General features: G+C 65.2%; 23 protein-coding genes and 1 tRNA gene. 16 read left to right on the top strand and 8 right to left on the bottom strand.

Annotated elements, in window-relative coordinates:
* Positions 1-318: 318 nt before the first annotated feature.
* The 5 genes from JQ616_RS03220 to JQ616_RS03200 all read left to right on the top strand — a co-directional run bounded on the left by JQ616_RS03220 (position 319) and on the right by JQ616_RS03200 (position 14,520).
* Positions 319-1,032 carry a FadR/GntR family transcriptional regulator gene (locus tag JQ616_RS03220; RefSeq protein WP_212012174.1) on the top strand — a complete coding sequence of 238 codons (714 nt, stop codon included), beginning with the start codon at positions 319-321 and terminating at the stop codon, positions 1,030-1,032.
* A 356-nt stretch (positions 1,033-1,388) separates the two neighbouring features.
* Positions 1,389-3,158 (top strand): ShlB/FhaC/HecB family hemolysin secretion/activation protein, encoded by a 1,770-nt coding sequence (locus JQ616_RS03215; RefSeq protein ID WP_212012173.1) that lies wholly within the window; start codon positions 1,389-1,391, stop codon positions 3,156-3,158.
* An 11-nt stretch (positions 3,159-3,169) separates the two neighbouring features.
* Positions 3,170-10,708: an MBG domain-containing protein gene (locus JQ616_RS03210; RefSeq protein ID WP_212012172.1), complete on the top strand. Its 7,539-nt coding sequence runs from the start codon at positions 3,170-3,172 to the stop codon at positions 10,706-10,708.
* A gap of 111 nt (positions 10,709-10,819) precedes the next feature.
* On the top strand, positions 10,820-11,821 hold the full coding sequence (locus JQ616_RS03205; RefSeq protein ID WP_249136356.1) for an ABC transporter substrate-binding protein: 1,002 nt from the start codon (positions 10,820-10,822) through the stop codon (positions 11,819-11,821).
* 77 nt (positions 11,822-11,898) lie between these two features.
* Positions 11,899-14,520 (top strand): hybrid sensor histidine kinase/response regulator, encoded by a 2,622-nt coding sequence (locus JQ616_RS03200; RefSeq protein ID WP_212012171.1) that lies wholly within the window; start codon positions 11,899-11,901, stop codon positions 14,518-14,520.
* Here the strand turns inward: JQ616_RS03200 and JQ616_RS03195 are convergent.
* On the bottom strand, positions 14,497-15,258 hold the full coding sequence (locus JQ616_RS03195; RefSeq protein WP_212012170.1) for a response regulator transcription factor: 762 nt from the start codon (positions 15,256-15,258) through the stop codon (positions 14,497-14,499). The two genes, JQ616_RS03200 and JQ616_RS03195, sit on opposite strands and share 24 nt — an antisense overlap.
* A 133-nt stretch (positions 15,259-15,391) precedes the next feature.
* On the opposite strand from JQ616_RS03195, the gene JQ616_RS03190 reads away from it, so the two are divergent.
* Positions 15,392-16,069: an invasion associated locus B family protein gene (locus JQ616_RS03190; protein WP_212012168.1), complete on the top strand. Its 678-nt coding sequence runs from the start codon at positions 15,392-15,394 to the stop codon at positions 16,067-16,069.
* A 206-nt stretch (positions 16,070-16,275) separates the two neighbouring features.
* Here the strand turns inward: JQ616_RS03190 and JQ616_RS03185 are convergent, their stop codons facing one another.
* Positions 16,276-16,668 (bottom strand): hypothetical protein, encoded by a 393-nt coding sequence (locus JQ616_RS03185; protein ID WP_212012166.1) that lies wholly within the window; start codon positions 16,666-16,668, stop codon positions 16,276-16,278.
* 236 nt (positions 16,669-16,904) lie between these two features.
* A tRNA-Leu gene (locus JQ616_RS03180) sits at positions 16,905-16,989 on the bottom strand.
* Between the two features lie 157 nt (positions 16,990-17,146).
* Between JQ616_RS03180 and JQ616_RS03175 the strand changes: the two genes are divergently transcribed.
* Complete coding sequence (locus JQ616_RS03175) at positions 17,147-17,719, top strand: disulfide bond formation protein B (protein WP_249136355.1); 573 nt, start codon at positions 17,147-17,149, stop codon at positions 17,717-17,719.
* A 103-nt stretch (positions 17,720-17,822) separates the two neighbouring features.
* Here JQ616_RS03175 and JQ616_RS03170 read toward each other — a convergent pair whose 3' ends face one another.
* Both JQ616_RS03170 and JQ616_RS03165 read right to left on the bottom strand, forming a co-directional pair.
* Positions 17,823-18,908 carry an AbrB family transcriptional regulator gene (locus JQ616_RS03170; protein WP_433995943.1) on the bottom strand — a complete coding sequence of 362 codons (1,086 nt, stop codon included), beginning with the start codon at positions 18,906-18,908 and terminating at the stop codon, positions 17,823-17,825.
* A 134-nt stretch (positions 18,909-19,042) separates the two neighbouring features.
* Positions 19,043-19,321 carry a PsiF family protein gene (locus JQ616_RS03165; protein WP_212012160.1) on the bottom strand — a complete coding sequence of 93 codons (279 nt, stop codon included), beginning with the start codon at positions 19,319-19,321 and terminating at the stop codon, positions 19,043-19,045.
* A gap of 206 nt (positions 19,322-19,527) precedes the next feature.
* Between JQ616_RS03165 and JQ616_RS03160 the strand changes: the two genes are divergently transcribed.
* Positions 19,528-20,019 (top strand): hypothetical protein, encoded by a 492-nt coding sequence (locus tag JQ616_RS03160; protein ID WP_212012158.1) that lies wholly within the window; start codon positions 19,528-19,530, stop codon positions 20,017-20,019.
* 80 nt (positions 20,020-20,099) lie between these two features.
* Here JQ616_RS03160 and JQ616_RS03155 read toward each other — a convergent pair whose 3' ends face one another.
* A complete protein-coding gene (locus JQ616_RS03155; protein WP_212012156.1) occupies positions 20,100-20,657 on the bottom strand; it encodes a TetR/AcrR family transcriptional regulator in 558 nt (185 codons plus the stop codon).
* Positions 20,658-20,762: 105 nt separating this feature from the next.
* Here JQ616_RS03155 and JQ616_RS03150 point away from each other — a divergent pair, with 105 nt between their 5' ends.
* From JQ616_RS03150 to JQ616_RS03125, 6 genes are all read left to right on the top strand, one after another.
* On the top strand, positions 20,763-21,197 hold the full coding sequence (locus JQ616_RS03150) for an acyl-CoA thioesterase (protein ID WP_212012154.1): 435 nt from the start codon (positions 20,763-20,765) through the stop codon (positions 21,195-21,197).
* 5 nt (positions 21,198-21,202) lie between these two features.
* On the top strand, positions 21,203-21,646 hold the full coding sequence (locus JQ616_RS03145) for a PaaI family thioesterase (protein ID WP_212013129.1): 444 nt from the start codon (positions 21,203-21,205) through the stop codon (positions 21,644-21,646).
* Positions 21,647-21,940: 294 nt separating this feature from the next.
* Positions 21,941-22,327, top strand: a complete 387-nt coding sequence (locus tag JQ616_RS03140; RefSeq protein ID WP_212012152.1) for a CidA/LrgA family protein — start codon at positions 21,941-21,943, stop codon at positions 22,325-22,327.
* The gene (locus tag JQ616_RS03135) at positions 22,324-23,046 is read left to right on the top strand and encodes an LrgB family protein (protein WP_212012150.1); all 723 of its coding nucleotides are present in this window, start codon (positions 22,324-22,326) and stop codon (positions 23,044-23,046) included. The genes JQ616_RS03140 and JQ616_RS03135 overlap by 4 nt, the downstream gene beginning before the upstream one ends.
* A 135-nt stretch (positions 23,047-23,181) precedes the next feature.
* The gene (locus tag JQ616_RS03130) at positions 23,182-23,919 is read left to right on the top strand and encodes a sulfite exporter TauE/SafE family protein (protein ID WP_212012148.1); all 738 of its coding nucleotides are present in this window, start codon (positions 23,182-23,184) and stop codon (positions 23,917-23,919) included.
* A gap of 36 nt (positions 23,920-23,955) precedes the next feature.
* Complete coding sequence (locus JQ616_RS03125; RefSeq protein WP_212012146.1) at positions 23,956-24,633, top strand: DsbA family protein; 678 nt, start codon at positions 23,956-23,958, stop codon at positions 24,631-24,633.
* Between the two features lie 16 nt (positions 24,634-24,649).
* Here the strand turns inward: JQ616_RS03125 and JQ616_RS03120 are convergent, their stop codons facing one another.
* Entirely contained in the window at positions 24,650-25,252 is a 603-nt protein-coding gene (locus JQ616_RS03120) for a CGNR zinc finger domain-containing protein (RefSeq protein WP_212012144.1), read from the bottom strand.
* Positions 25,253-25,326: 74 nt separating this feature from the next.
* Here JQ616_RS03120 and JQ616_RS03115 point away from each other — a divergent pair, with 74 nt between their 5' ends.
* A complete protein-coding gene (locus tag JQ616_RS03115) occupies positions 25,327-26,004 on the top strand; it encodes an AzlC family ABC transporter permease (RefSeq protein ID WP_212012142.1) in 678 nt (225 codons plus the stop codon).
* Entirely contained in the window at positions 25,997-26,299 is a 303-nt protein-coding gene (locus tag JQ616_RS03110) for an AzlD domain-containing protein (RefSeq protein ID WP_212012140.1), read from the top strand. Before JQ616_RS03115 ends, JQ616_RS03110 begins: the two co-directional genes overlap by 8 nt.
* Before the next feature lie 9 nt (positions 26,300-26,308).
* Here the strand turns inward: JQ616_RS03110 and JQ616_RS03105 are convergent, their stop codons facing one another.
* Complete coding sequence (locus JQ616_RS03105) at positions 26,309-26,515, bottom strand: hypothetical protein (RefSeq protein ID WP_212012138.1); 207 nt, start codon at positions 26,513-26,515, stop codon at positions 26,309-26,311.
* Position 26,516: the final 1 nt, after the last annotated feature.

The following is a 26,516-nucleotide window of genomic DNA, read 5'->3' as shown; positions in this document are numbered from 1 at the left end:
GCTGCGCCACCCTTCCTGTGAGCGTCCTGATCAGTCGCGTCGATCCGGCCAGCGCCGCCGCGGACCTGGATCGACCCTCCTTGCGGCGCTCCGCAATACAGAGGCTGCCTGGACATTTTCATCCCTGCTTTTTGTTATTCATAATATCTGATATTATGAGATATCCAGTGTCAAGGCGGTTTAGGGAGGTTCCATGCTCGCTCCGGTCGGCAGGGACGCGAACTAGACGCGGCGGCGACACGCGAAAATCTGCATGCTTGCGACGGTTTGAAGATGACGGCACGTACAGGGCGGGACACGCCGACGACGGATACGACGATGCTCATCAAGCCGGTGAGCCGCGCAACGCTGCCGCAGGAGATCGTGAAGGCGCTTACCGACCTCATCATGAAACGGGTGTGGAAACCCGGAGATCTGATCCCTTCCGAAAAGGAGCTGGCGATCCGTTTCGAAGTCGGGCGGTCGACCATCCGTGAGGCAGTCAAGAGCCTTGTCGTTCTCGGCGTGCTGGAGGCGCGGGCCGGAGAGGGATCGTTTGTGCGCGAGCCAACCTCAGAGCTGCTCTCCGGCGCATTCCGCTGGGGCGTGCTCTTGAGTGAGGGCAACCTCGACGATTTCGTCGACGTGCGCGCTCATATTGAGGTGGAGTGCGCGCGTCGCGCTGCCGCCAACCGTACCGACGAACTATTGAGGCAGCTGCGCAGCAGTATTGATGAGATGGGCGCCGAGCCCATGGATCACGGTGCCTTCATGGACGCCGATACACGGTTTCATCTGGCGATCGCACGGGCCGCTAGCAACCCGATCTTCGAGAACATCGGATCGACAATTCAATCAATCGTGCGGATCTGGTATCCGAGGACTTACTATATTCCCGAAACCAAGGAGAGGACAGTTTCGGAGCATCGAGCAATTGCAGATGCGATTGCCGTCGGTGATTGCGATGGAGCCGGGAATGCCATGCGCGCTCACCTCGTCGCAGCCAGCGACCGGCTGCGTAGGACATTTTCCGAAGATGAAGGCCGGGGTTAGCCAAAGCGTCGGCCTCGACCGTGCTCGGACGCCGAACCGTGCCGCGGCCTGACGCAGCCTCATCCGCAGCCTTCACGACTCGTAACCGCAAGTCCTCGCCGAGCGCTCTCGCCATCGTCCACCTCGATCGAAGTGGACGTTGAATCACCGGCGGCCACGCACGTCCCATCCGCTATCGATTGATCGATCTACGCACGTGCTTTGGCCATCCAGGATGGTCGGCCTTTTTACCACACTGAAGCTACTGAGTGGGGGATGTGAACGGCCGTTCAAATCCTATTCGCGTGTTGTCGAACACCTGCCGATAAGACGGGGCGATTGTATCCCGCCCTGGGGCTTTGTTTCGGTTAGAAATTATGTTCACGGAAGAATGGCGACCTCGATTTTCCCTGCGAGCGAGGCCCCGCTGGATCCGATGCGCTGCAGCTTGCGTCACCGGCCTAGCGTTCTCCGCGACGTACGAATCTACAGCGTTTGCGCAGACTGCCTCACAGATCACACCGCCGAGCTTCCGGCCCAATCTCGAGCGACCGGGTGGTTTCTCGCTGCCGGGTGCACCGGGGCTTGCCACGCCCGCCGGCGCCGAGAAGCTGTTCGTCAGGCTTTCCGGCGTTCGCGTCGAAGGCGGCTTTTCTGAGCTCAGGAACGCGACCGCTGCGCTTGAAGCGCGGCTGATCGGCAAGCCCGTTTCCGGCGCCGAGATCTTTGCCGCCGCGCGCGACCTCGAAGCAGCGTACGCCGCGGCTGGCTACGTGCTGGCACGCGTCATCCTGCCACCGCAGAAGCTCGTCGACGGCAGCCGGCTGCGGCTCGTCGTCATCGACGGTCACATCCAGCGGCTCGAGCTCAAGGGCGTTCCGGAACGGGTGCGCGGGCGCATCGGCTCATTACTCGCCCCGCTCCAAGGCAAACATCATGTCACCCAGCGCGAGATCGAGCGGGCGCTGCTGCTCGCGGGCGATACGCCGGGTGTGATCCTGCGCTCGACGCTCGCGCCCGGCGAGGGCCAGGGCGCAGCCGTCCTGGTCATCGAGGCCAGCTATCAACCGGTCAGCGGAATGGTGTCGATCGACAATTCGCTGTCGAAGGCGCTGGGACAGACCGTCTGGGGCGTCGGGCTCGACTTCAACAGTGTCGCCGGGCTCGGCGAGCTCATCTATCTGCGCGCCAACGGCCATCCGGAAGGCGACGAGTTCTTCGGATCATATCCCCGCAACCGCACGCTGGCCGCCGGCGCGGTGGTCCCGCTCTGGATCGACGGCCTCAGCTTCAACCCGGAATACACCCAGTCGCGCACCACGCCGCTGCCGCAGGCCAATGTCGCAACCACGGATTTGTTCGAGCGCATGTCGCTGCGCCTGCGCTATTCCTGGCTGCGCAGCCGCATGCTCAATTACAGCCAGGAGCTGTCCTTCGACGCACAGGATGAAACCAACAGCCTGTTCGTCGGCGCCGATCCGGTGCCGCTGTCGCGCGACAGGCTGCGCATCGTTCGCTTCACCCAGGACGCCGACTACTACACGCCTTGGGGCGCGACGTTGAGCGGACGGCTGCGGGCGTCGTTCGGTATCGACGGGCTTGGCGCCCGCGGCCTCAACGAGGCTACCGTGCTACTGCCGTTGTCGCGCCAGGGCGCCGATGCGAGCTTCCAGAAGCTCGACGGATCGCTGAACTACTATCAGAGTTTCATGGAGCATCTCGCGGTCAACCTGGCGGTGCGCGCGCAGACCTCGTTCGGCCAGCCGCTGCTCGCCAGCGAGCGCTATAGCGTCGCTGATACCGCGAGCCTGTCCGCATTCGATACCGGATCGATCATCGGCGACAGCGGCTTTGTGACGCGCGGCGAGCTGATCTCACCCTGGACGCTGCCGATCCAGAACGTGCCGTTCGGCGCCGTGGCCATGCCCTACATCTTCGGCGCCTATGGCGAGGTGCGCCAGGTCAAGCCGACGGCGCTCGAGGTGCCGGTGACTCGCGCCAGTGCGTTTGGCGGCGGCGTGCGCTTTGGCAGTGCCGTTCCCGGCACCCTGTCGAACGGAACGTTACAGGTCGAATATGCCCACGGCGAAAGCAATGCCGTGGGCAGCAATCATCGTGTCGTCGTCACGTCCGCTTTCAGGTTTTGAAGGAACAAGCCATGGATGTAGATTCCTTGACTGCTAGTCAGCGTCACCGCCTCCGTGCATCGCGGCTCGCGCTGTTGCTCGCCACGTCGGCGCTGACTGCGCCCGGCTTTGTCGGTGCCGTTGCCGCGCAGAATCTGCCGACCGGCGGTAGTGTGGCCGCCGGTAGCGCCACCGTCTCGCAACCGTCGCCGACATCGCTCGGCATCACGCAATCGAGCCAGAGCGCCGTCGTCAACTGGCAGAGTTTTTCGGTCGGCCAAGGCTATTCCGTCAATATAACTCAACCCAATGCGTCGTCGGCGCTGCTCAACCGCGTCACCGGTTCGACGCCCTCGACGATCGCAGGCTCGTTGACCGCCAACGGCCAGGTCTATCTGGTCAACCCCAATGGCATCGCCATCACGCCGACCGGCACAGTCAATGTCGGCGGCGGCTTCGTCGCCTCGACGCTGGGTATCTCCGATGCCGACTTCATGAGCGGCAAGCGCAGCTTCAGCGGCAACGGCGCGTCGGCTGCGGTCAGCAATGCCGGCACCATCACGGTCGGCCGCGGCGGCTATGCGGCGCTGATCGGCGGCACGGTATCGAACTCCGGCAACATCTATGTGCCGCTCGGCAAAGTGGGCCTCGGCTCCGGTGAGCAGGCGACGCTCGACTTCTCTGGCGACGGCTTCCTGCAGGTCGCGCTGCCGACCAATGCCAGGCCCGGCAAGGCGGACGGCGCGCTGATCGAGAACGCCGGCACCATCAAGGCCGACGGCGGCGCCGTGATCATGAATGCGGCGACCGCGCGCGAGGCTGCGCGCAACGCCATCAACATTTCCGGCGTGGTGCAGGCGCGCTCGATCGGCGGCAAGAACGGCGCGATCGAGATCGGCGGCGGCGAGGGCGGGCAAGTCACCGTCAGCGGCAAGCTGACCACGGCCTCGCACAAGGCCAAGGGCGGCACCATCACGGTCACTGGCAAGGACATCGCGCTGCGCGGCGCACAGCTCGATGCGTCCGGTCGGACCGGCGGCGGCAACATCAGGATCGGTGGCGATCGCCAGGGCGGCGGCACGCTGCAACGTGCGCAGACCACGACGGTCGATGCCGCGAGCACGATCAAGGCGGATTCCACCGGCACCGGTGACGGCGGCAATGTGGTGGTCTGGTCGGATGTGCAGACGAGCTTTGCCGGCACGATCTCGGCGAAAGGTGGCGTCGGCGGCGGTAACGGCGGCGAGGCGGAGGTCTCCGGCAAGGCGAAACTCGGCTATACCGGCTTCACCAACCTCTCCGCGGCGAAGGGCAGCTTCGGCACCCTGCTGCTCGATCCCTACAACGTCACCATCTCGAATGCGGTGGACTCGAACCAGGCGGGGTTCACCGCCACCGGCGACGACAGCATCATCAATGTCGGCACGCTGCAGACCGCTCTGAGCGCCGCCAACGTCACGGTGGCGACGGGTTCCGGCGGATCGCAGGCCGGCGACATCACCGTCGCGGCGCCGATCGCGTGGTCGTCCGGCTCGACGCTGACGCTCAACGCCTATCGCAACATCACCGTCGACGCCCCGGTCACCATCAACGGATCCAGCGGCCTGACCCTCAGCGCAGGCGGCGGCGTGCAGGTCAACAAGACCATCAGCGTCACCGGTGCAGGCGCGGTCAGCATCACCGCGGCACCTGTGACCGATGTCAGCACCACTGGCCTCACCTTCGCGCTCGGCGCGTCGATCGATTACGGCGCGATCAACAATGGCGGCACGTTCACGCTGAACGGCAAGAATTATACGCTGGTCTATTCGATGGCCAATTTCGACGCCATTGACGGCATCAATTCGACGAACGGCGCCACGATCGCAACTTATGGCGCCGGCATCACCGGCAACTACGCGCTCGCCACCAATCTCGACGCCAGCGGCATCACCTACAATCAGCAGCTCATGGGCGGGTTCGGTGGCATGCTCGACGGCCTCGGCCACACCGTCTCGAACCTGACGATCGGCGGTGGCCTCAGCAACAACGGCATGATCGGTGTGTTGTTTGGCACGCTGTCGAATTTCGGCATGGTCGGCGGCTCGGTGAACGGCAATCTCACCGCCGGCACGCTTGCCGGGAGCAACAATGGCGGCGTGGTGCAGACGAGCTATTCGTCAGCGACCATCTACGGCTCGCAAGACGTCGGCGGCCTGGTCGGCTTCAACACCGGCACGATCCAGTCGAGCTTCGCCACCGGCAATGTGACGACGGGTAGTCAGTACGGCGGCGGTCTGGTCGGACGAAATACTGGACTCATCAAGAACAGCTTCGCATCAGGCACGGTCAGCGCGGGACAATATGTTGGCGGCCTGGTGGGCAGGCTCGAGGGCGGCTCGATCCAGCAAAGCCTGTTCACCGGCCTGGTGATCAACGGCGGCGGGTACGCCGGCGGCATCGTCGGCTACGTCCCGCCGGCCGTTCCCTTTTCGAGCAGCACCAATCTGTACTGGGACGCGCAGACCAGCGGCACGTCGGCCGCGGCCGGCTATATGGTCTCCGGTGCGGTACAGGCGACCGGCCTCGCCACCGCGCAATTGCAGGACGGCACCCAGCCGGCCGGGTTGTCATCCGCCATTTGGGGCACCGGCGCCGGTCTCTACCCTTATCTCAAGACGTTCTATCCAGCCGGTCCGCAGGTCCTGTCCGGAACGGCCTACTCCGACGGCGGCTCAACAGGGCTTGCCGGCGGATCGATCGGCCTCATCGCCAACGGCGCCAATCTCGGAACCGTCTCCACCGGCGCCAACGGCTATTATTATTTCAGCATGGCGCCGGGGACGCTGAGCAATGGCGCGACCCTGCTGAGCTATTCCAACGCCAACTCCGCCACGCTGACCATGGCGACCGGCGCGGCGATACGGGACGGCGTCAATCTCTACGGCCAGACGCTGACGGCGTCCACCTCGGCGACACTGCTGTCCAACGTCAAGACCAATGTCGCCGCCGCGGCGGGCGGCAACGCCGCGGCAATCGCGGCAATCAACGCCACGACGCTCTACGATGTCACCGCCACGGGCGCGAGCTTCACCGTCAACCAGACCATCAATGCGAGCAGCTTCGCCGCGCGCACCACGACGGCGGGCGCGCCGCTCATCGTCTCCAACGCGATCACCATACAGGATGGCGGAAGCCTGACGCTCAACAGCGCCGGCGCGCTACGCTTCAACGCGCCGGTCACGATGCAAGGCGCAAGCACGGCGGCGCTCGGCTACGACGCGAGCGATCCCGCCAACCTCACCTTCGCGATCGGCGCTCCGCTGACCTACACCAACGCTGACGGCTCCGCGGCGGCAGCGAGCGCCGGCGGGTCGCTCTCGATCAATGGCCAGGGCTACCAGCTGCTGTACACGATGAACGATCTCCCCGGAATGTACGGCGGCAGCTATGCGCTGGTCAATTCGCTCAGCCCGACCAGCAGCTACTCCGACGCCGTCGTTCCCCACTTCTACGGCGTCTTCGAAGGACTTGGCCACACCATCACCGGGCTGACCGTCAGCGGCAGTTACGCCGGGCTGTTCGGCATTGTTCAAGGTGGCACCGTGCGCGACATCGGCATGATCGGCGGTTCGGTGATCGGGACTAGCCAGGTCGGCGCGCTCGCCGCCACCGCCGAGTCCGGCAGCATCATCGCCAACGCCTACGCTTCGACGTCCGTCGCCCTGAACGGCACCGCCGGGACGGCAGGTGGACTGATCGGCTCACTGGACGGCACGCTGGTGAACTCGTTCGCGACGGGGGACGTCACAGCCGGGGTATTCAACTCCGTCGGCGGGCTGATTGGCTACGCCTTCGGCAGCACGGTGCGAGATGTCTTCGCGACGGGAAGCGTAACCGGCGGTACCAGTTCATATGTCGGCGGGTTGATCGGTTATGGCCAGGGTGGCTCGCTCACCAACGCCTATGCGACGGGGGCAGTCGCCGGCAGCACCTATGCCGGGGCGCTGATAGGGCTTCACAGCACCGTCCTGACCAACGGCTATGCCGACACCACCACTTCGGGGACCGGACCATTCGGCTGGGTCATCAACGCAACAGGGAGCGCGACAAGTCTGTCGACAGCTGATCTGCAGTCCGGCGCGGCCAGCGGTCTCGGCAACGCCTTTGTCGGCGGCGCGAATGGCCTCTATCCCTATCTCAAGAGCTTCTTCCCGAACGGCGTGCAGGTCGTGTCCGGCTACGCCGTGCAGCAGGACGGCAGTTCGCCCTGGCGGACGACGGTGTCGGTCGCCAATGGCGGCGCGCTTGTGGGGACGTCGTCGACGGGCGTCAACGGCTACTACTATGTGTTCGCGCCTGCGGGGACGGCCTCCAACGCGAGCGGCGTTGCCGCCTCGACGTCGGATTCCAACGGCGCGATCGCATTCCGCACCGGCGCGGTTGGTCAGCTCACGACAAATCTCAATCTGACCGATGGCTGGCGTCGCGACACGTCGGATAGCTCGATCGGCTCGCTGTCTGCCCTCAACGCGGCGTTCAGCACGGCTGTTGGCTCGACCGCGGCGTCCAGCGTGTCGCCCGCCAATCGCCAGATCGACACCGTGGCATCGAGCTTCGCGCTGGATCAGGCATTTTCGCTCCCGGGAACGCTGTCGCTGTCGTCGAGCGGCACGGTGACGCAGAGCGCGGCCGTTTCCGCCGGCGGATTGCTGCTCACCGGACCCGGCTCCTTCACGCTGGGTGCCGGTGGCAACCAGATCGGCACGCTGGCTGCCAATGTCGGCGACCTGACCGTCGTCAACACCGGAAACCTGACCATCGGTACGCTCGCGAACGCGCCGGGCGCGACGACAGGCGGAGTTGCGACTTCAGGCGGAGTGAGCGTTTCAACGAACGGCGATCTCACCATCGCATCCGACGTCACTGTGAGCGGCACCAACCCGGTGCTCGCGGCGACCGGTGCCTTCATCAACAACCGCGGCTCGGATGCGGTGACGGCGACCAGCGGGCGCTGGCTGGTTTATTCCGCCGATCCCACCGGCAACACGTTCGGTGGTCTGGACAGCGGCAACACCGCGATCTTCGGTAACACCTTTGCGACGCTGGCGCCCGGCAGCATCGCGCTCGGCGGCAACCGCTACATCTTCTCCGCCACGCGGACCCTCACCGTCACCTCGACCGACGCCAGCAAGACCTATGGCGACGATGCCAGCGCCGCGATCGCCGGAAACTACGTGATCACGGGCTACGATCCCGGCGTCGCCGGCGCGTATCTCGGTGACAGCGCCGCGACGGCGCACAGTGGCACGGCGAGCATCACATCCACCGGCGCCGACGTGACCGCTGATGTCGCTGGCTCGCCTTACATCATGACCGCGGCGCTGGGCACACTGACCAGCCAGAGCGGCTACGGGTTCAGTTTCGTCAGCGACGGCCGGTTGACGGTGAACCAGCGCGCGATCACCGTGACCGCGGACGCGAAGTCCCGCTATTACGGAGACGCCAACCCGGTGCTGACCTATGCGGTCGGGGGCCTCGGTCTCGTCAACAGCGACACCTTGAACGGATCGCTCGACACCTCGGCGACCACAGCCTCAGGCATCGGCGCCTATGGCATCACGCAGGGGACTCTCTCCAACAACAATTACGCGATCACCTATACGGGCGCCAATCTCAGCGTCACCGCGCGGCCGATCACGATCACCGCCGACGCGAAGTCGCGTTATTACGGGGACACCAATCCAGCCCTGACCTATTCGGTCGGTGGGCCGGGCGGTGGTCCGGGCCTGGTCAACGGCGACACGCTCTCCGGCGCGCTGACGACGTCGGCGATGGCGACGTCCGGTGTCGGCGGCTACGGCATTGTCCAGGGATCGCTCGGCGCATCCTCGAACTATGCGGTGTCGTACGTGGCGGCGGATCTGACCGTGACGCCGCGGCCCATCACGGTGACGGCGAACGCGCAGAGCAAGGTCTATGGCGCGGCCGATCCGGAGCTGAGCTACACGGTCGGCGGCAACGGCCTCGCGAACGGCGACACGCTGTCGGGATTGCTGAGCCGCACCGCGGGCGAGAACGTGATCGGCGGCGGCTATGCCATCGGCCAGGGCAGCGTCAGCAACGCCAACAACCCGAACTATGCCATCACCTACACCGGCAACACTCTGACCATCACCCCCGCGACCCTGACCTACGTGGCCAATGCCGCGACCCGGCAATATGGCGATGCCAATCCGGCGCTGTCCGGCACGGTGAGCGGCTTCGTCAACGGCGATACCCAACTGACGACCGTCACCGGCACCCTGACGTTTGCGACCGGCGCCAACGGTACATCCGGAGTCGGCGGCTACGCCATCACCGGTTCGGGACTGACCCTCAACAACGGCAACTACGTGCTTGCCCAGGCCGCTGGTAACGCCACCGCGCTCTCGATCACGCCGCGCGCCATCACGGTGACGGCGGACGCGCAGAGCAGGACCTATGGCGACACCAACCCGGCTCTCAGCTACGCCATCGGTGGCGGCGGTCTTGTCAACGGCGATACACTGTCCGGCAACCTCGCCTCGCTCGCGACGACGACCAGCAATGTCGGCGGCTATGCCATCACCCAGGGCTCGCTCGCGGCCTCGTCGAATTACGCGCTGACCTATACCGGTGCGACGCTGACCGTGACGCCGCGCGCGATCACGGTGACCGCGGACGCCAGGAGCCGCATTTATGGCGACGCCAATCCTGCCTTCAGCTACTCGCTCGGAGGAGCGGGCCTCGTCAACGGCGATACGCTGTCCGGCAGCCTTGTCTCGGCAGCGAACGCAGCCAGCAATGTCGGCAACTACGCCATTACGCAAGGTTCGCTCGCGGCCTCGTCGAACTACGCGCTGACCTACACCGGCGCGACGCTGGCAGTGACGCCACGCACCATCACCGTGTCGGCTGATGCCGCCAGCCGCATCTATGGCGATGCCAATTTCCTGAGCTATACGGTCGGCGGCATGGGCCTGGTGAACGGTGATACGCTGTCCGGTAGTCTGTTTACGTCGGCGACCGCCACCAGCAATGTCGGTAGTTACGCCATTACGCAGGGCTCGCTCGCGGCCTCAAGCAACTACACGCTGGCCGGCTTCACCGGTTCGACACTCAACGTGACGCAACGGCCGATCACGGTGATCGCCGACGCCAAGACCAAATTCAATGGCGAGCCCAATCCGGCACTGACCTACGTCATCGGTGGCCGAGGCTTGGTCAACGGCGACACCCTGACGGGAGCGCTCGCGACCACGGCCGACACCAATTCGCTGGTCGGCAGCTACGCCATCACACAGGGCAGCGTCGCGGCATCGGCCAATTACCTGCTGACCTATGTCGGCACCAACCTGATTGTGCAGCCGCGGCCAACGTTGAACTATTCCGCCATCATCGACCGCATCCTCGCCGCCAACGCCACGCCGATCGAGCTACCGGTCGGAGCGACCGCCATCGGGGGGGCGCCGCAGATCGCGACCGCGAACGGGCTCGCGACATTCTATGCCGATCCGCGTTCGGACCGGGCGCTGGTCTGCTTCGGAACTGTATGCTTTAGTGCATTGTAAGCGGAAAACGGCCAGCCAGGGGCGGGCCGTCAGAGCTTGGAGCGCTGTGGGTAGAGGGATTTGTCGCAGCGTGCAGCGACAAATCATGACGGATGAGCCGCATTTCACGACATGACGTCGCGCATGCACAGGATTGACCGGCGCGGCGTGCTGAGGCTCGCCGCAGCAGCCCTGGCGTCAGGCGGCAGGGCCGCGCGTGCCGCCGACGGGCAGCCTAAGCTGATCGCGATCGTCGTGAGCGTTACCCTGACCGATCGTCAGCCGCGACTGGATACTCTGTTAGCCGATCTTGCGCAGCTGGGCTGGGTCGACGGCAAGACCGCACGCATTGTCCTGCGCTCGACATTCGGCGGAGAAGACGTGCTTGAGAAGACTGTGACGGAGGTCGTCGCCCTCAAGCCTGACGTGATCGTCGTCAGTTCGAGCTATGAGACGGCGGGCTTGTTGCGGCATACCAAGACGATCCCGATCGTCTTCGGGACGGCGGCCGATCCGGTCGGCAGTGGCTTCGTGCAGAGCCTTGCCCGGCCTGGCGGCAACGCCACCGGTTTCACCAACAGCGAGAATTCCATCGGCGGCAAGTGGCTGCAGTTTCTCAAGGAGGTCGATCCGCGCATCGAGCGCGCCGGCGTGCTGTTCAATCCGCGCTCGACCCCACGGGGCGGCGACTATTTTCTCGAGACCATGCGTCCGATGTCGCCTACCTTCGGTATTGCGTTGACGGAATTGCGCGTCACCGATCCGGCAGAGATCGACGACATCATCGGCTCGTTCGCAACCGAACGCGGCCGTGGTTTGATCCTGCCGCCTGACAGTTTCACATTCTCGCACCGTGCCGCCATCGTCGCCGCAGCGGCCCGCCATCGCATTCCGGCCATCTACTCCCTGCATCCGTTCATGGACGTCGGCGGATTGATGTCATACAGCGCGAATCTCGATGAGGTTCGCATGGGCCCGTATGTCGATCTGATCCTGCGCGGCGCAAGCCCTGCGGAATTGCCGGTGCAGTCGCCCCGCAAGTACGAACTGCGTATCAATCGCACGGTGGCGCGCGAGCTCGGCCTCTCATTGACGGACGCGTTGCTGCTGCGCGCCGACGAGCTTCTCGGATGAACGCACAGCCGCCGGCGATGCCGAACCCGGACCAGCCCCCGCGTGGCAATCTGTTCTTCAAGTATCTGGTCTCGTTCGTGGCCGTGACGGCCATTGCGCTTGTCGCCAGCGTGACCATTGATGGCTGGTTCTCCTATGTCGAGCAGAACAGGTTGCTCGGCAACATTCAGCGCGAGAAGGCGGAGGCCGCCGCTGGCCGGATCGGCCGTTTCGTCATCGAGATCCGCAACCAGCTGGGCTGGTTGACCCAACTGCCGGCGGGAATTGCGGTCGGGCAAGACCCGCGGATTGATGCGATCCGTGTGATGCGGCTCAATCCGGCCGTTGCCGAGATCACGATCCTCGACGCGCAGGGACACGAGCGCCTGCACGTGTCGAGCCGCGACCCTGATCGCATCGGCAGTGGCGAGGATTTCTCCGGATCCGAAGCGTTTCGTGCGGTGAAGGCCAATGGCGCCTACTACGGTCCGGTTTATTTCGCGCGCGAGACGGAGCCTCACATGAGACTCGGACTCGCTGCCGGCGGCAAGAACGGAGATGTGATCCTCGCCGAGGTGAACCTGCGCTTCGTATGGGAGGTCGTTTCAGCCATCAAGGTCGGCAGCAGCGGCAATGCCTATGCGCTCGATGAGAAAGGCCGTGTCGTGGCGCATCCCGACCTGCGCCAGGTGCTGCGGCGGACGGATCTCTCGACGCTGCCGCAGGTGCGCGCAGCGATTTCTGGAGGGGACGAGGCGGCCGCCGAGGAGGGCATCAGCCAGATCAGCGGCAAGCATGTGCTGTCGGCCTATGCGCGCGTTCCCTTGCTCGGCTGGCCGGTCTTTGTCGAGCTTCCACTGCGCGAAGCCTACGCCACCATCTATCGATCGGCGCTGCGATCGGTCCTACTGCTGTTTGTGCTGCTGGTTTGCGCAGTCCTCGCCGCGTGGCTGCTGAGCCGCCGCATGGTCGTGCCGATCCATGCGTTGGCCCGCAGCGCCTCGCTGATCGGCCGCGGTCAGCTCGACCAGCGCATCTCCATCAAGACCGGCGACGAGCTTGAGAGTCTCGGCGGGCAGTTCAACAGCATGGCCGAGCAATTGCAGCAGTCCTATGCCACGCTCGAACAGCGCGTGGTGGACCGCACGGCCGAGCTCGCGGCGGCGCGCGACACCGCCATGGCAGAACACGCCGCGGCGGAGCGCGCGCGGAATACGGCCGAACTTGCCAATGCGGCCAAGTCGCGCTTCCTTGCTGTGATCAGCCATGAATTGCGCACTCCGATGAACGGCGTGCTCGGCGTGCTTCAGCTGCTTGACACCAAGGAAAGGGATCCGGAGCAACGCCGTCTGCTCGACATCGCGAATGCATCCGGCGACACGCTGATCAAGTTGATCGACACCATCCTCGACTATGCGCGGCTGGAGGCCGGCACGGAAGCACTGGAGCCTCGCGCCTTCGAGCTGCGCCGCACCATCGAGACCGTCGCCGGGCTGATGCGGCCGCAAGCCGAAGCCAAGGGGCTTGTCTTCGACCTCGAGCTCGATATCCCCGACGCGCCGATGGTGATCGGCGATCCTGTGCGCCTGAACCGGATCTTGTTCAATCTGCTGTCGAACGCCATCAAGTTCACCAGCACAGGGCGGATCCGGCTTGGCGCGACGTGGCAGCAGGATCGGGAGGCCGGCAAGCTGACCGTTAGCGTGACCGACACCGGCATCGGCATCGCACCGGAACAGCAGCAGCGCATTTTCACCGACTTCACCCAGGCGGATGGCAGCATCGCTCGCCGGTTCGGTGGCACTGGCCTCGGTCTTGCGATCGCACGCGGTCTCGCTCAACTGATGAAGGGCTCGCTGACGGTCGAAAGCGTTGCCGGCGCCGGTAGCACGTTTCGTCTTTCGGTGCCGCTGCCGCTTGCTGGGCCGGAGCGGCGACCGGCCGCACCGCCTGCCGTCAGCCGGCCGCTCACGGTGCTGCTGGTCGACGACGATCCGATCAACCGCGATGTGGCCGAGGCCATGCTGCATCGGCTCGGTCATCATGTGACGCAAGCGCGCGATGGGGCGATGGCGATCGAGCTGGCAAAAGCCACCAGGTTCGATGTCATCCTGATGGACCTGCATATGCCGGTCATTGACGGTTTCGATGCCGCGGCGGCGATCCTTGCCAATGCCGATGCAACGAGACCCCGTATCATTGCCGTGACCGCCGACGTCTCCGAAGACACCCGCCGGCGCGGCATCGACACCTTTATCCGCAAGCCGGTGATGCTCGACGCGCTGGAAAGCGCATTAAGTTTCGCCGACAGCGGCCTCGCCGCAGCAGCGCCGCCGTCCTTGGCGAGCACCGAGTTCATCGATGAGCCGTTTCTCGACGGTCAGCTCGAGCTGCTGGGGCAGGTGCGGCTGCGCCGCCTGCGCGATATCTTCGCGACGTCGGCCGGGCAGCTGTTCGCGCAAATGCAAGAGGCGGCTTGTGGTGGCGACCGGGCAGGTGTCAAGCAGGCGATTCATCGGCTCGGCAGCGCGGCCGCCGCGCTCGGCATGTCACGCCTGTTTGTGCAATGCGGCGAGCTCGAGGAGGCGGCCAGGACTGGGCATTTTGCGCATGATGCCTCGATTGCAGCGCTTCGCTCGCTGGAACGGCAGTCGCTCGCCGGGTTCGATGGTTGGCTTGAACGCGAAGAAATCGCATCAGAGTCGCTCGTTCAGCAATAGTTTGTAGCCGATGCCGGTGATGGTTGCGATGACCGGGGTCCCGTCGCTGACGAGCTTGCGACGCAGCCGGGCAATCAACGCATCGACAGTGCGCACGTCGACATCGGACTGGCGATTGCTGACGACCTCGATGAGATAATCGCGGCTGAGCGGACGTCCGTCGGCACCGACGAGGGCAGCCAGCAGATCGAACTCGGCCCGCGTCAGCGCGACCGGTTTGCCGTCACTGCCGGTCAATTCCCGGCGCGTGAGATCGATGATCCAGTCGCCGAATGCAATGGCGTTACGGTTGCGGGTCGCCTTGCGTTCGATCAAGCGGCGCCGCAGCACCGATCGCGCGCGGGCCAGCAGGTCGCGCAGATTGATCGGCTTGGTCACATAGTGGTCGCCGGCGATCTCCAGGCCGAGGATGCGGTCGACGTCGGTGTCGCGGCGGGTCACGAAGATGATGCCGGCATTGCTCAGGGACTGCACTTCCTTGGCGAGCTCGAAGCCGTCGCCGTCGGGCAGATGGACGTCGATGAATACCAGGTCGGTGCGGGCGCGGAGCGCCTGGCGGCATTCCGCGCAGCTGCCGGCGCCGACCACGTCGAAGTTGTTCTCGCTGAAATAGTCGACCAGCATCGTCTGCGTCACCGGATCGTCTTCCACGACGACGAGCCGCTCCCGCTGAGGGCCGCGCGAATCGTGAGGGGCGGGAGCAGGCGGCACTACGTCGTCTTTCCTCTCAAGCGCCATCCGGGTCTGAGACTTCAGATCAAAAGGAGTCGGTCAGGGTGATTGCGAACGATCATTCACAACGCGTTCCAATGCCGTCGTCGTGACTCATGAATAGTATGGCGGATATTGAGCGCAAACAATGCGGATGTGAATGCCGATACGTCAGCCGTTAGAAAACAACAAGGTGCAGCCCAAGCGGCACGCGAGAGCATTTTTTGTGTCGTCGCAAAGGGTCGCATGGACAGTCGGAGCGCTGATCGCCGGTTGTGCGGTCTCTGCCAGCCCTTTCTCAACGCGTTTTGGCTGGGCCCAGACGAAGCCCAGCCCGCCGGCGGCGTCGCCCGCTGCCAAGCCGGTGCAGCCGCCTGTCGGCGCTGCGCCGGAACGGACCGCCGCGTCGTTCGGCGACTGGATCCTCCGCTGCGAGATGGTTGGCGCGGGTGAGCAGCCCGTGCGTCGCTGTGAAGTCGCCCAAGCCATCGCCGCCAAGGGCCAGCAGGGTGTGATTGCGCAAGTGGCCATCGGGCGCCCGGGCACGCGCGTTCCGCTGCGGTTGACGATGGTTCTGCCGGTCAATGTCAGCATTCCGGCGAGGCCACGGCTTCAAGCTTCGGCGGAAGATGGCGCTCCTCTCGAACTCTCATGGACGGAATGCGTCCCCGCTGGCTGCCTGGCCACAGCAACGGTCACCGACGAGATGGTCGGCCGCCTCGCATCGCGCAGCGAGCCGGGCAGCATCGCCTTCAAGGATGCGGCCCAACGGGACGTCGGCATCTCGCTATCGTTCCGGGGCCTCGCCCAGGCCATGGCGGCGCTCGGGAAAGACTAGACATCTGCGGCGCAGCAGACGGGTGACCATGCGCCGCTCGATCACTTCGTGCTGAGCATGCGGTGACTTTCGGTCCATACGAGACGCAGTCCAAGCCGATCCGAGGCAGGCGGCGAGATGGCGTTGTCCGTCGCGACGAATAGCGTTCATGGACCTTATTCAAACCGTAGAATCTCAGGGTAACGGTGCGCGACGTGAGACGAGCGCTATGACTGGACCGCTCTTGCCGGGTTCATTGCCATTGCGCTGACGATCGTCGTTGTGGTCGTCGTTCTTGCGACCGGGTAGGGGCGCCGGCCCTTATGCGAGAGCGCCGCCGTTGCAGAGGATCGGAGTTTACGGTGCATTCCCTGGGACGCCGGTCGGGCTACAGGGACCAACGAGCCAATTGACGCCAACTGCTTCTCCAGCAAGGCAACGGTGGTAAGGAGATTGTGGTGGCGCGATTTCAAATGCAGCGCCAGAGTTGAACGCGAAGCGCCGCTTAGGTTCTCCTCAGCGATGTCCGAGTTCAGGAGCTGAATTTTCCAGTTCAGATCTGCGATCAAGGCCTGCAGCTTCATCGCACTGGTAATTCCGGAATGGGACGTCTGGTCCATCGTGATTGCCTCAAGCTGAAACAACCCGCCGTGGGTCGCTGTTGTACAGTGCCTGTAGCAAGGTCAATGCCATTCATGCTCGTGCCGCCGGTGAAGCAGCCTCGGCCCATTCGGGCGATCTTGAAACCCGCCGGATACCATGAGAGCTGGGCGAACGGCCGCGATGTCGCAAATGCGACTTGTGCCTGTCGTTGTTGAGGAAAACGAACGCTGGCAGATGAGGACGGACGGCGGGATGGTGCCCCTGGCCGGAATCGAACCAGCACTCCTTGCGGAACTCGATTTTGAGTCGAGCGCGTCTACCAGTTCCGCCACAGGGGCATTCGCGGTGGTCCAGGCCAAGCAGGGCCGGGGTCGCGAAGCGCGGCGGACTATAGCGGGCGGCCCGTCACGGTCAACCCGCGCGGAAGTGATTGTCCCGCGCCTCGACAGCGATATTTTGGCGCGATACGACCCGGAATGAGCATGGAGGACGGCCATGACCCTCCCGATCGATGCTCGCAGGAGGACTGCCGTGACGACCGCCACCGCCCATCCGTCGCATGCTTCCACGACCGCCAATCCGACGCTGACCCCGGCCCTGGCGATTGCCGTGATCGCGGCCGCGACGCTGGCCGGTGCCTGGTTCTTTCAGCTGGTGCTGGAGATCATGCCCTGTCCGCTCTGCCTCGAGCAGCGCTATGCCTATTACCTCGCGGTCCCGCTCGGTGCGGTGGTGGCGCTCGCGGCCACCCGCGGCGCGGCGCGTCCGCTGCTGCTGGCGGGCCTTGTTATCCTCGGCCTCGCCGCGCTGGCCAATGCCGGGCTCGGCACCTATCACGCCGGCGTCGAATGGGGTTTCTGGCCGGGGCCGACCGATTGCACCGGCCCGATGGTGGATTTCGGCAAGGCCGGTTCGCTGCTGGACCAGCTCGACAAGGTCAAGGTGGTCCGTTGCGACGAGGTGCAGTTTCGCTTCCTCGGCATCTCGCTTGCCGGCTACAACGTGCTGATCTCGCTGTTGATGGCCGCGATCGCCGGCTGGGGCGTGATGCGGGCCGCGAAGGCCTGAGGTCGCAGGGTGGGTTAGCCGAGGGCGTAACCCACCATGTCGCGGCTGGAAAGCTGGTGGGTTGCGCTTCGCTAACCCACCCTGCGCTTTGGCGCTTCCCCGCCTAATCGTCAACGTCGTCCTGCGGCCGTCCGAACAGATGGACGATGCCCGGCGTCGAGATGGTGACGAACAAAAAGCGCGACAGGTGATGCGCGCCGACGAAGATCGGGTCGATGTGCAGCGTCAGCGCCAGCGCCAGCATGGCGTCCATCGCGCCGGGCGCGAAGGCGACCACGACGTCGGCGAGCCGCACATGGGTGGTGAACCCGATCATCGCGACGAACACCGCCGAAATCAGGATCGCGATCGCAAACGAGCCGAGCCCGGCATTGACGTGGCTGAGCAGGGTCGAGGTCTTCATCCGCGCGAAGCGGGTGCCGATAATGGCGCCGATGCCGACCAGCGCGATGTTGCGCAGCCAGGGCGGCAGGCCGCCATCGACCAGGCCTGAGCCGTGCAGCAGGCTGGAGGCGAGCATCGCGCCGAACATCCAGCTGGCGGGGAATTTGATCCAGCGCAGCAGCAGCGACACGCCGATCGACAAGGCGACCAGGGCTGTGAGCCCGAACGGCGAAGCGACCGTGGTCGGCAGTGGCGGTGGCGCCGCATGCGTCACCCCGGTCAGTGCCAGCACCAGCGGCAGCGCCGCGGTCAGGATGATGACGCGCATGGTCTGCACCACGGCGATCGCCGCGACGTCGGCGCCCTTCTCGGCGGCCAGGATCGTGATCTGCGACAGCGCACCGGGGCTGCCGGCGAGGAAGGCCGAGGTCTGGTCCCAGCCATGGATGCGCTGCAGATAGAGGCTCGAGCCGAAGGTCGAGCAGAACGTCGCCAGCGCCAAGAGGCCGATGGTGAGTGGATAGGAGCTCATGTGCTGCAGCAATTGCTGTGACATCAGCGAGCCCAGCGAGATGCCCAGCAACACCAGCACCGACTGCGTCAGCACCGGCGGCACCGCCAGCGGCCGGCCGGCCAGTGCGGCGATCGCGACCGCCACCATCGCGCCCGAGATCAGGCCGCCCGGCAATTCCGCCCATAAAAACAGCAAGCCGCCGCCGGCGCCGATGACGAGAGTCTCGAGCCCGTTCAGAACTTTGCTGCGATCGGGAATGGCTGATGCCATCGAAGCGCGGATCAGGGTCACGCCGCCTTATGGCAAATTCGCAACCGCGGGACAAATGCATCTCGCGATTGCAGCATTGCACCCCGGCTCGCGGGCGCACAGTTCTTCACCCTCCCCGGCGGGGAGGGTGAAGAACGTGGAGATATGTCTGCGTATTACTTGGTCGCAGCGGGCGCGGCGGCAGCGCCGGCCGACTTCTTGCACTCGGAGCGGAATTTCTTGCGCTCCTTGCCGTGCAGGCCCTTGGCGTCGGCTTGCTTCGAGCATTCCAGCGACTCGGCGGTGCGCGGCTTGGCTTCCTTGGGCGCCTTGGCCGCAGTGGCCGCCGGAGCGGCGTCCTTGGCGGCGGGCGCGGCAGTTTGCGCGAAAGCACCGCCCATCAGCAGCAGGGAGGCAAGGGCAGTTGCGGTCGCGAGCGTGGAAATCGTCTTCATGGGGCACCTCGTAAGGAAGGGAGCCGAAACGTTGCGCGGCGATGCTGAACCGTGGATGAACATGCCGAGGTCCTGCCGCCACAATATTTTAACGCCCAGGCGCGCCCGCACGTTGTCGCAAGTCGGGGTTGCGCTAGGATAATGGTCTTACGCCAATGCCCCCCACGGGAAACCAACGGGAAACCAGGGATGACGGGAGACCAGGGATGACCATTCAGACCAGATTGTTGTGCGTGATTGCGGTGTCGGGCTTTGCAGCCTTTGCGGCGAGCGCGCCGGCGCAGGCCCTGACCGCGCAGGAATGCAGCGCCAAGTACCAGGCGGCCAAGTCGGCCGGCACCCTCAACGGCCAGAAGTGGAATGATTTCCGCAAGGCCCAGTGCAGCGCCGACGCGACCCCGGCTGCGGCGCCCGCCGCTCCGCCGCCCGCTGCCGCCGCGCCTGCTCCGGCCGCGCCCAAGGAAGCCAAGCGGGAAGCCGCTCCCGCCGCGGCACCGGCGATGCCGGCTGGACCCGCCGTGTTTCCGAACGCGGTCGATCCCAAATACGCCCAGGAGACCCCGGGCAAGCAGCGCTTCAAGACCTGCGATGACCAGTACAAGGCCAACAAGGCCACCGGCGGCAATGGCGGCCTGAAGTGGATCCAGAAGGGCGGCGGCTACTGGAGCGAATGCAACAAGCATCTCAAGGGCGCCTGAGCCCAGCCGACATTGAAGTTTGACGAGCGAAATTTGACGAGCGGCCGGCGCAAGCCGGCCGCTTTTCTCTGACGCCGTTTCTACCGGCCTTCCACCAGCAGCTTGTCCGCCGATTGCGCCAGCAGTTGCGCGCGCTTGCGCGAGCCGCGCTGTGGAAACAGCATGCTCTGGCCGAAGATGAAGCAGTAGAACAGGAAGGCCTGCGCATCGGCCTCTTCAGCCGGCAGCCCGGTGGCGCGGTAGAGCTGGCCGACCTGCTTCAGCCGCGCGGCATCGACGCTCGCGGCGGCGGTGGCGGCGGCCTCGTCGGTGCGTGCCCATTGCCGGATCGCGAGCTCGACCGCCATCGCCTCGGTATTCATGCGCTCCGAATAGAGCGTGATGATCGCCTTCAGCCGCTCCCGCGCGCTGGCGCCGTCGAGCGCGGTCTGCTTCTCGATCGCGGCGATGCGGCCGTCGCGCCATCGCGTCAGCATGGTCTCGAGCAGCGCGGCGCGATCCCGAAAGCGGCGGTAGAAGCCGCCCTTGGTGACGCCGAGATTCTTCGCCAGCACCTCGACCCGCACGCCGTCGATGCCGCTATGCGCAAGTTCGGCGAAGCCGGCCGCGACCCAGACGTCGCCTTTGCTTTCAGTCATGGCTTTCAGTCATGTGATCTCCGCGGAGCGGGTCTGATACGGTACCGTATTGCTAGCCTGTTCCGTCCTTGATACGCTACCGTATCAACAATCGAGGAGGGAGCGATGGAGGGCGAGGCGACCTATCGCGGCACGGTCTATCCCTGGCACTGCGACCACATCGGCCACATGAACGTCATGTGGTATGTCGGCAAGTTCGACGAGGCGAGCTGGAACATGTTCGCGCGGCTCGGCCTGACGCCGAGCTATCTGCGCGACTCCGGCCGCGGCATGGCTGCCGTGCAGCAGAACATCTCCTACAAGCGTGAACTGCTCGCCGGTGACCTCGTCGAGGTCAAGAGCCGGCTGGTCGAGTTCCGCGACAAGTCGATCCGCATCCTGCACGAGATGCGCAATGCAGAGGCTGGTGAGATCGCGGCGACCTGCGAGATCACGGCCGTGCATATCGATCGCGCCGCGCGCAAGGCGGCGCCGTTCGCGCCGGCAATCCGCTACGCCGCGATGCCGCATCTCGTGCCGTCCGAACCGGTGAGCGCGTGACCGCGATGCCCCGCTTCGAGCCGAAGAATCCCGATTTTCGCGCGATCGCCGCCGATACGTTCGCGCGCCAGCGCGCGATGCAGACGCTTGGCATCTCGATCGCGCGGATGGAGCCCGGTGAGGTCGATCTCGCGATGCCCTACGCACCGGAGTTTTGCCAGCAGAACGGCTTCGTGCATGCCGGCATCATCACCGCGGGTCTCGACAATGCCTGCGGCATCGCCGCCTTCACGCTGATGCCCGAAGGCTCCGACATCCTCACCGTGGAGTTCAAGACCAATTTGCTGGCGCCGGCGCGCGGCGAGCGGTTCGTGTTCCGCGGTGTCGTGGTCAAGCCCGGTCGGACGCTCACCGTCTGTGACGGCCGCGCCTATGCGGTGCAGGACGGCGTCGAGACGCTGGTCGCGACCATGAGCGGGACGCTGATGGCGCTGCAGCGGCGGGCTTAAGCAATCAGCGGGACGAACAATCTTTCCCGTCACCCTGAGGAGCCGCGCAGCGGCGTCTCGAAGGGTCGACGGCCCGGCGCTCTCTGCAACGGAGCTGCAACGCGCGGATGTACCGGGGCCGTCCATCCTTCGAGGCTCGCCCAGCGGCGCAGTTGCGCCGCAAGGCTCGCACCTCAGGATGACGGATCGTGCCGTTCGATCGAGCGCAATGACGCGACTGTGTGCATGCCGCCGCATTGACAAGCTCCCGTCGCAACGACCTGATACGCGGATGCTTCGCGCGAGCGCCCTGCCATGATCGCCAGCCTCAGTCTGATCCTGCTCTGCCAGCTCGTTGGCGAGGTTGCCGTGCGTGCGCTCGCCGTGCCGGTGCCGGGCCCGGTGGTCGGGCTGGTGCTCCTGCTGTTGCTGCTGCTGGCGCGTGACCGGTTTCCGGTGCTCGCGCGCGGGCCGCTCGGGAATGACAGCGTCGAGAGCGTAAGCCGCGGCATGCTCGCCAATCTGTCGCTGCTGTTCATTCCAGCCGGCGTCGGCGTGGTGCAGAAGCTCGATCTGCTCGCCGAGCACGGCACGGCGATCCTGGTGATCCTCGCGGTATCGGTCATCGTCACGCTGCTGGCGACGGTCGCGACCTTCGTCGCGGCGAGCAGTCTGTTCTCGCGCGATGAGGAGGCGCCGTGAGCGACAACCCGTTCTCGCTCTGGGTCTACCTCTCGCAGTCGCCGTTGCTCTGGCTGACGGTGACGCTGTTGACCTATGCCGCGACCGATGCGGTGTCGCTGAAGACCAGGCGGCATCCGCTCGCCAATCCGGTGCTGCATTCGCTGTGGATCATCGGCGCATTCCTGCTGCTGACGAAAACCTCCTACACCACCTATTTTGCCGGTGCGCAATTCGTGCACTTCCTGCTCGGGCCGGCGACGGTGGCGCTTGCGGTGCCGCTCTACGAGAACCGCAAGCGGGTCGCGGCCGCGGTGTTGCCGATGCTGGTCGCGCTCACGGTCGGCTCGCTGACGGCGATCGTCTCGGTGGTGCTGCTGGCGCGGGCCTTCGGCCTGCCGCGCGACGTCATCCTGTCGCTGGCGCCCAAATCGGTGACCGCCGGCGTCGCGATGGGCATCAGCGAATCCCTCCATGCCGATCCGTCGCTGACCGCGGTGTCGGTGATCCTCACCGGCATCATGGGAGCGATCATCGTCACGCCGCTGATGAACTTCACCGGCATCACCGACTATCGCGGCCGCGGCTTTGCCGCAGGGATCGCCGCGCATGGCATCGGCACCGCGCGCGCCTTCCAGGTCGACGAGGTCGCCGGGGTCTTTGCCGGCATTGCGATGAGCCTGAATGCGCTGGTTACCTCGCTGCTGGTGCCGCTGGCTGTGACATATCTGCTGCGCTGAGCATGGTTGCAGGGCAGTTTTGTGCTATTGGTGTGGCGCTGGACAGTAAATCCTTCTAGGGTCGCCGCCTCAAACGCGAGTCTGTTCCCCTTGGTCTTCTCTGCAACTCAAAGCGTGCTTGGGCTGGCATCGGGCATGCTGGTCGGTTTTTCGCTGGGCCTGGTCGGCGGCGGCGGGTCGATCCTGGCCGTGCCGCTGATGGTCTATGTGGTCGGCGTGCCCCAACCGCATATCGCGATCGGCACCTCCGCGATCGCGGTCGCCGCCAATGCCGCCATCAACCTCTCCAACCACGCCCGCGGCGGCACCGTGATCTGGTCCTGTGCGTTGGTGTTCGCGCTGTCAGGCATGTTCGGCGCTTTCGGCGGCTCGATCCTGGGCAAGATGCTGGACGGGCAGAAGCTGCTCGCGCTGTTCTCGATCGTGATGCTGGTCATCGCGGGCCTGATGCTGAAGACCCGCGCGCGGGTCGGGCTGACCGACGTCAAGATCTCGATGTCCAACATGCCGGCGATCATCGGCCTTGGGCTTGCCACGGGAACCATGTCCGGCTTCTTCGGCATCGGCGGCGGCTTCCTGATCGTGCCGGCGCTGATGCTGGCGACCGGAATGCCGATCATGAACGCGGTTAGTTCCTCGCTGGTGGCCGTCACTGCCTTCGGCATGACCACGGCCCTGAGCTATGCGTGGTCCGGGCTGGTGTCGTGGGGCCTGGCGGGGCTATTCGTCGCCGGCGGCATCGCGGGTGGCCTGTTGGGCACCCGTAGCGCCCGGCACCTGTCGGAACGCCGCGGCGCCCTGAATATTGTCTTTGCGACTGTGATTATCGTGGTGGCGATCTATATGCTGCTGCGTAACATCAATCTGTCCTGAACGTAGAAGGGCAAACAGCCCTTCCGGAAGCCAGCCATGAACGAATTGACGACATCGCCCCTGATCAACGCCAGTGCCACCCGGCGCGGCGCGCTCGGCCTGATCGGTGCCGGCATCGCGCTCATGGCCGCGGGCGGCGTGCGCGCCGAGGACGACAAGGTCCTGACCGAGGAGCAGGTGCTGCGCGATCCGGATATTCCCGTGATCGGCAATGGCAAGGGCGACATCACCATCGTCGAATGGTTCGACTACAACTGCCCCTATTGCCGCAAGCTCGCGCCTGAGCTTCGCCAGGTGGTGCAGGACGACGGCAAGGTGCGCCTCGTGCTGAAGGATTGGCCGATCCTCGGGCCGGTCTCCAAGGTCGCGGCGCGGATGGCGCTGGCGGCGAAATACCAGGACAAGTTCGAGGCCGCGCATGAGGCGATGATCTCGTCCAATTCGCGCATCACCGAGCCGCGCATCGCAGAGCTGCTCGCGGGCGCCGGGCTGGACATGGACCGGCTGAAGAAGGATCTCGACACCAACGCCAAGGCGATCGACGCGGTCCTGGCGCGCAACAACGAGCAGGCGATGGCGTTCGGCTTCAACGGCACGCCGTCCTTCATCGTCGGCAAGTATCGCGTGCCTGGTGTGCTCAGCATGGATCAGTTCGAGCAGGTGATCGCCGACGCCCGCAAGGCCAATATGGGCCGCAAGACCGAGCAGAACTGAGCCTCCTGGCGTTGACTCACGCGGAGCCCTTGCGCTTGGCATAGGCGCGCCGCGCGCGCTCGCGATTGCCGCACACTTCGCTCGAACACCATCTGCGGGTCCGGTTCGGGCTCTCGTCGACAAAGAACCAGCCGCAGCCATCAGCCTCGCAGCATCCGATCCGGCTGGCGTCGTCGGACGCCAGCAGCGCCGTCAGCGACCACAGCACCGGCCATAGCGGTTCGGTCACGTCGATCCCCGCCAGCGCATGGCGATAGCCGCGATCCTGCCGCACCAGGTCGGGCTGCCGCGGTGCCGCCGCAAGCAGCCGATTGACGAGACCAAGGTTCGCGCCGCGGCCGCCACGCAGCGCGTCCGAGATGCTCCAGATGTCGCGGCGCAGATCATACGCCGTCTGCATCGCGCTAGCGGCCTCGCTGCTCGACGCACGCGCTTTCAGCTTCTTGGTCGCGGCAAGCGGCAAGGTCCCGCGGCGTTCGCTCCAGGCCAACAGCGCCGCATAATCCGGGATCAGCTCCTGCGGATCGTTGGAGGTGCGCCAATCGAGCGTGTTGGCGAAGTCAAGGCAGACCCGTCCACCAAAGAACTGCGTCGCTGCCCGCGCGGGGTCTCTTGACATCACGGCCTCTCACAAAGTCTAATCTAATGGTCATGACCATTACAAGCGTTCAGCCATCCCGATCCGTCCCGACGATGACAACAGCCGGATTCCGGCGGGGCCTGGTCGCGGCGCTGCCTTTCCTGCTCAGCAATGGCGCCGCCGGCCTGGTGATGGGGTTGACCTGCAAGGGGCTTGGGCTGGGCGCGGCGCATGCAATCCTGTTCAGCCTGCTGGTCTACTCCGCCACGGCGCAAGCGATCACGTTGAGCATGTGGGCCAGTCCGCTGCCGATCGTCGCCATGGTGGTCGCCTGCATCGCCACGAATTCGCGATACTTACTGATGGGCGCCCATCTGCGCCAGCTGTTTGGCGGATTGGCACCCCGGAAGATGCTGCCAACCTTGTTTCTGCTCGCGGATGCGTCGTGGCTGATGACGAGCGCGGACGTCGACCGCAACGGACCTGACGCGGGCTATCTGCTTGGATCGAGCATCCCGATGGCGGTTGGCTGGGTTGGCGGTACCGCGTTCGCCTATGCCGCCCCGCTCGCCGCAAACGGCCCGCTCAGGCTTGCCGCCGCGTTGCTGCCGACGATGTTCATCGCGACCCTTATTCCGAGCCAGTGGAAGAACGCGCGATCGCCCTGGCCGTGGCTGACCTCGGCGGCCGCAGCGCTGCTCGTTGCCCGCTTCGTGGATCCCAGCTGGTCGATGCTGATCGGGGGCGGATGCGGCACGCTCGTGAGCATGATGGAGCCGACCGATGCATGATCTGCAAGTGTTCGCCGTCATCTGCATGCTCGGCATCACATGCTATGCCATGCGCGCCGGCGGATATTTGCTCGCCGCATCGATGCGCGAGGATGGTATCGCCGCGCGGTTTCTCCGGCTCGCGCCCGGCAATCTGTTCATTGCGTTCATTGTCGGCGGCTGCCTGTCGGGCGGGCCGGCAGGCCTTGTCGGGACCGTGGTCGCACTGGTGACGATGGCGATCACGACGCGCGAATGGGCCGCGCTGGGAGCCGGGTTCGCCGCGGCCCTGGCGGCGTCCGCGATTGGATTGTGACGTCAGCGATTATTTCGACGCGATTTTGTCCCACTGCTCGCGGGTCCGCGTCTTCAGCAGATTCCAGTCATGGGCTGCGACATCCCAATTGACGATGGTGCGCGTCTCCTGCGCAACCTCGCCATTGGCCGCGCCCGATGTTCGTATCGAATCGGCCACATAGACGCCGCAAACCAGCAGCAGCGCGCCCAAGATCATGCCGAAAAACGTCCGCATC

Source organism: Bradyrhizobium tropiciagri (assembly GCF_018130545.1).
GTDB lineage: Bacteria > Pseudomonadota > Alphaproteobacteria > Rhizobiales > Xanthobacteraceae > Bradyrhizobium > Bradyrhizobium tropiciagri_A.
This window is presented reverse-complemented; position numbering and strand designations above follow the sequence as displayed.

What these genes read in the sequence shown, in the direction of transcription:
- JQ616_RS03195 (WP_212012170.1), bottom strand. Translation starts at nt 15,258, where the DNA reads ATGGCGCTTGAGAGGAAAGACGACGTAGTGCCGCCTGCTCCCGCCCCT.
- JQ616_RS03190 (WP_212012168.1), top strand. Translation starts at nt 15,392, where the DNA reads ATGCCGATACGTCAGCCGTTAGAAAACAACAAGGTGCAGCCCAAGCGG.
- JQ616_RS03165 (WP_212012160.1), bottom strand. Translation starts at nt 19,321, where the DNA reads ATGAAGACGATTTCCACGCTCGCGACCGCAACTGCCCTTGCCTCCCTG.
- JQ616_RS03120 (WP_212012144.1), bottom strand. Translation starts at nt 25,252, where the DNA reads ATGTCAAGAGACCCCGCGCGGGCAGCGACGCAGTTCTTTGGTGGACGG.
- JQ616_RS03145 (WP_212013129.1), top strand. Translation starts at nt 21,203, where the DNA reads ATGCCCCGCTTCGAGCCGAAGAATCCCGATTTTCGCGCGATCGCCGCC.
- JQ616_RS03210 (WP_212012172.1), top strand. Translation starts at nt 3,170, where the DNA reads ATGGATGTAGATTCCTTGACTGCTAGTCAGCGTCACCGCCTCCGTGCA.
- JQ616_RS03220 (WP_212012174.1), top strand. Translation starts at nt 319, where the DNA reads ATGCTCATCAAGCCGGTGAGCCGCGCAACGCTGCCGCAGGAGATCGTG.
- JQ616_RS03140 (WP_212012152.1), top strand. Translation starts at nt 21,941, where the DNA reads ATGATCGCCAGCCTCAGTCTGATCCTGCTCTGCCAGCTCGTTGGCGAG.
- JQ616_RS03205 (WP_249136356.1), top strand. Translation starts at nt 10,820, where the DNA reads ATGACGTCGCGCATGCACAGGATTGACCGGCGCGGCGTGCTGAGGCTC.
- JQ616_RS03110 (WP_212012140.1), top strand. Translation starts at nt 25,997, where the DNA reads ATGCATGATCTGCAAGTGTTCGCCGTCATCTGCATGCTCGGCATCACA.
- JQ616_RS03185 (WP_212012166.1), bottom strand. Translation starts at nt 16,668, where the DNA reads ATGGACCAGACGTCCCATTCCGGAATTACCAGTGCGATGAAGCTGCAG.
- JQ616_RS03215 (WP_212012173.1), top strand. Translation starts at nt 1,389, where the DNA reads ATGTTCACGGAAGAATGGCGACCTCGATTTTCCCTGCGAGCGAGGCCC.
- JQ616_RS03105 (WP_212012138.1), bottom strand. Translation starts at nt 26,515, where the DNA reads ATGCGGACGTTTTTCGGCATGATCTTGGGCGCGCTGCTGCTGGTTTGC.
- JQ616_RS03125 (WP_212012146.1), top strand. Translation starts at nt 23,956, where the DNA reads ATGAACGAATTGACGACATCGCCCCTGATCAACGCCAGTGCCACCCGG.
- JQ616_RS03160 (WP_212012158.1), top strand. Translation starts at nt 19,528, where the DNA reads ATGACCATTCAGACCAGATTGTTGTGCGTGATTGCGGTGTCGGGCTTT.
- JQ616_RS03155 (WP_212012156.1), bottom strand. Translation starts at nt 20,657, where the DNA reads ATGACTGAAAGCAAAGGCGACGTCTGGGTCGCGGCCGGCTTCGCCGAA.
- JQ616_RS03150 (WP_212012154.1), top strand. Translation starts at nt 20,763, where the DNA reads ATGGAGGGCGAGGCGACCTATCGCGGCACGGTCTATCCCTGGCACTGC.
- JQ616_RS03175 (WP_249136355.1), top strand. Translation starts at nt 17,147, where the DNA reads ATGACCCTCCCGATCGATGCTCGCAGGAGGACTGCCGTGACGACCGCC.
- JQ616_RS03130 (WP_212012148.1), top strand. Translation starts at nt 23,182, where the DNA reads ATGCTGGTCGGTTTTTCGCTGGGCCTGGTCGGCGGCGGCGGGTCGATC.
- JQ616_RS03115 (WP_212012142.1), top strand. Translation starts at nt 25,327, where the DNA reads ATGACAACAGCCGGATTCCGGCGGGGCCTGGTCGCGGCGCTGCCTTTC.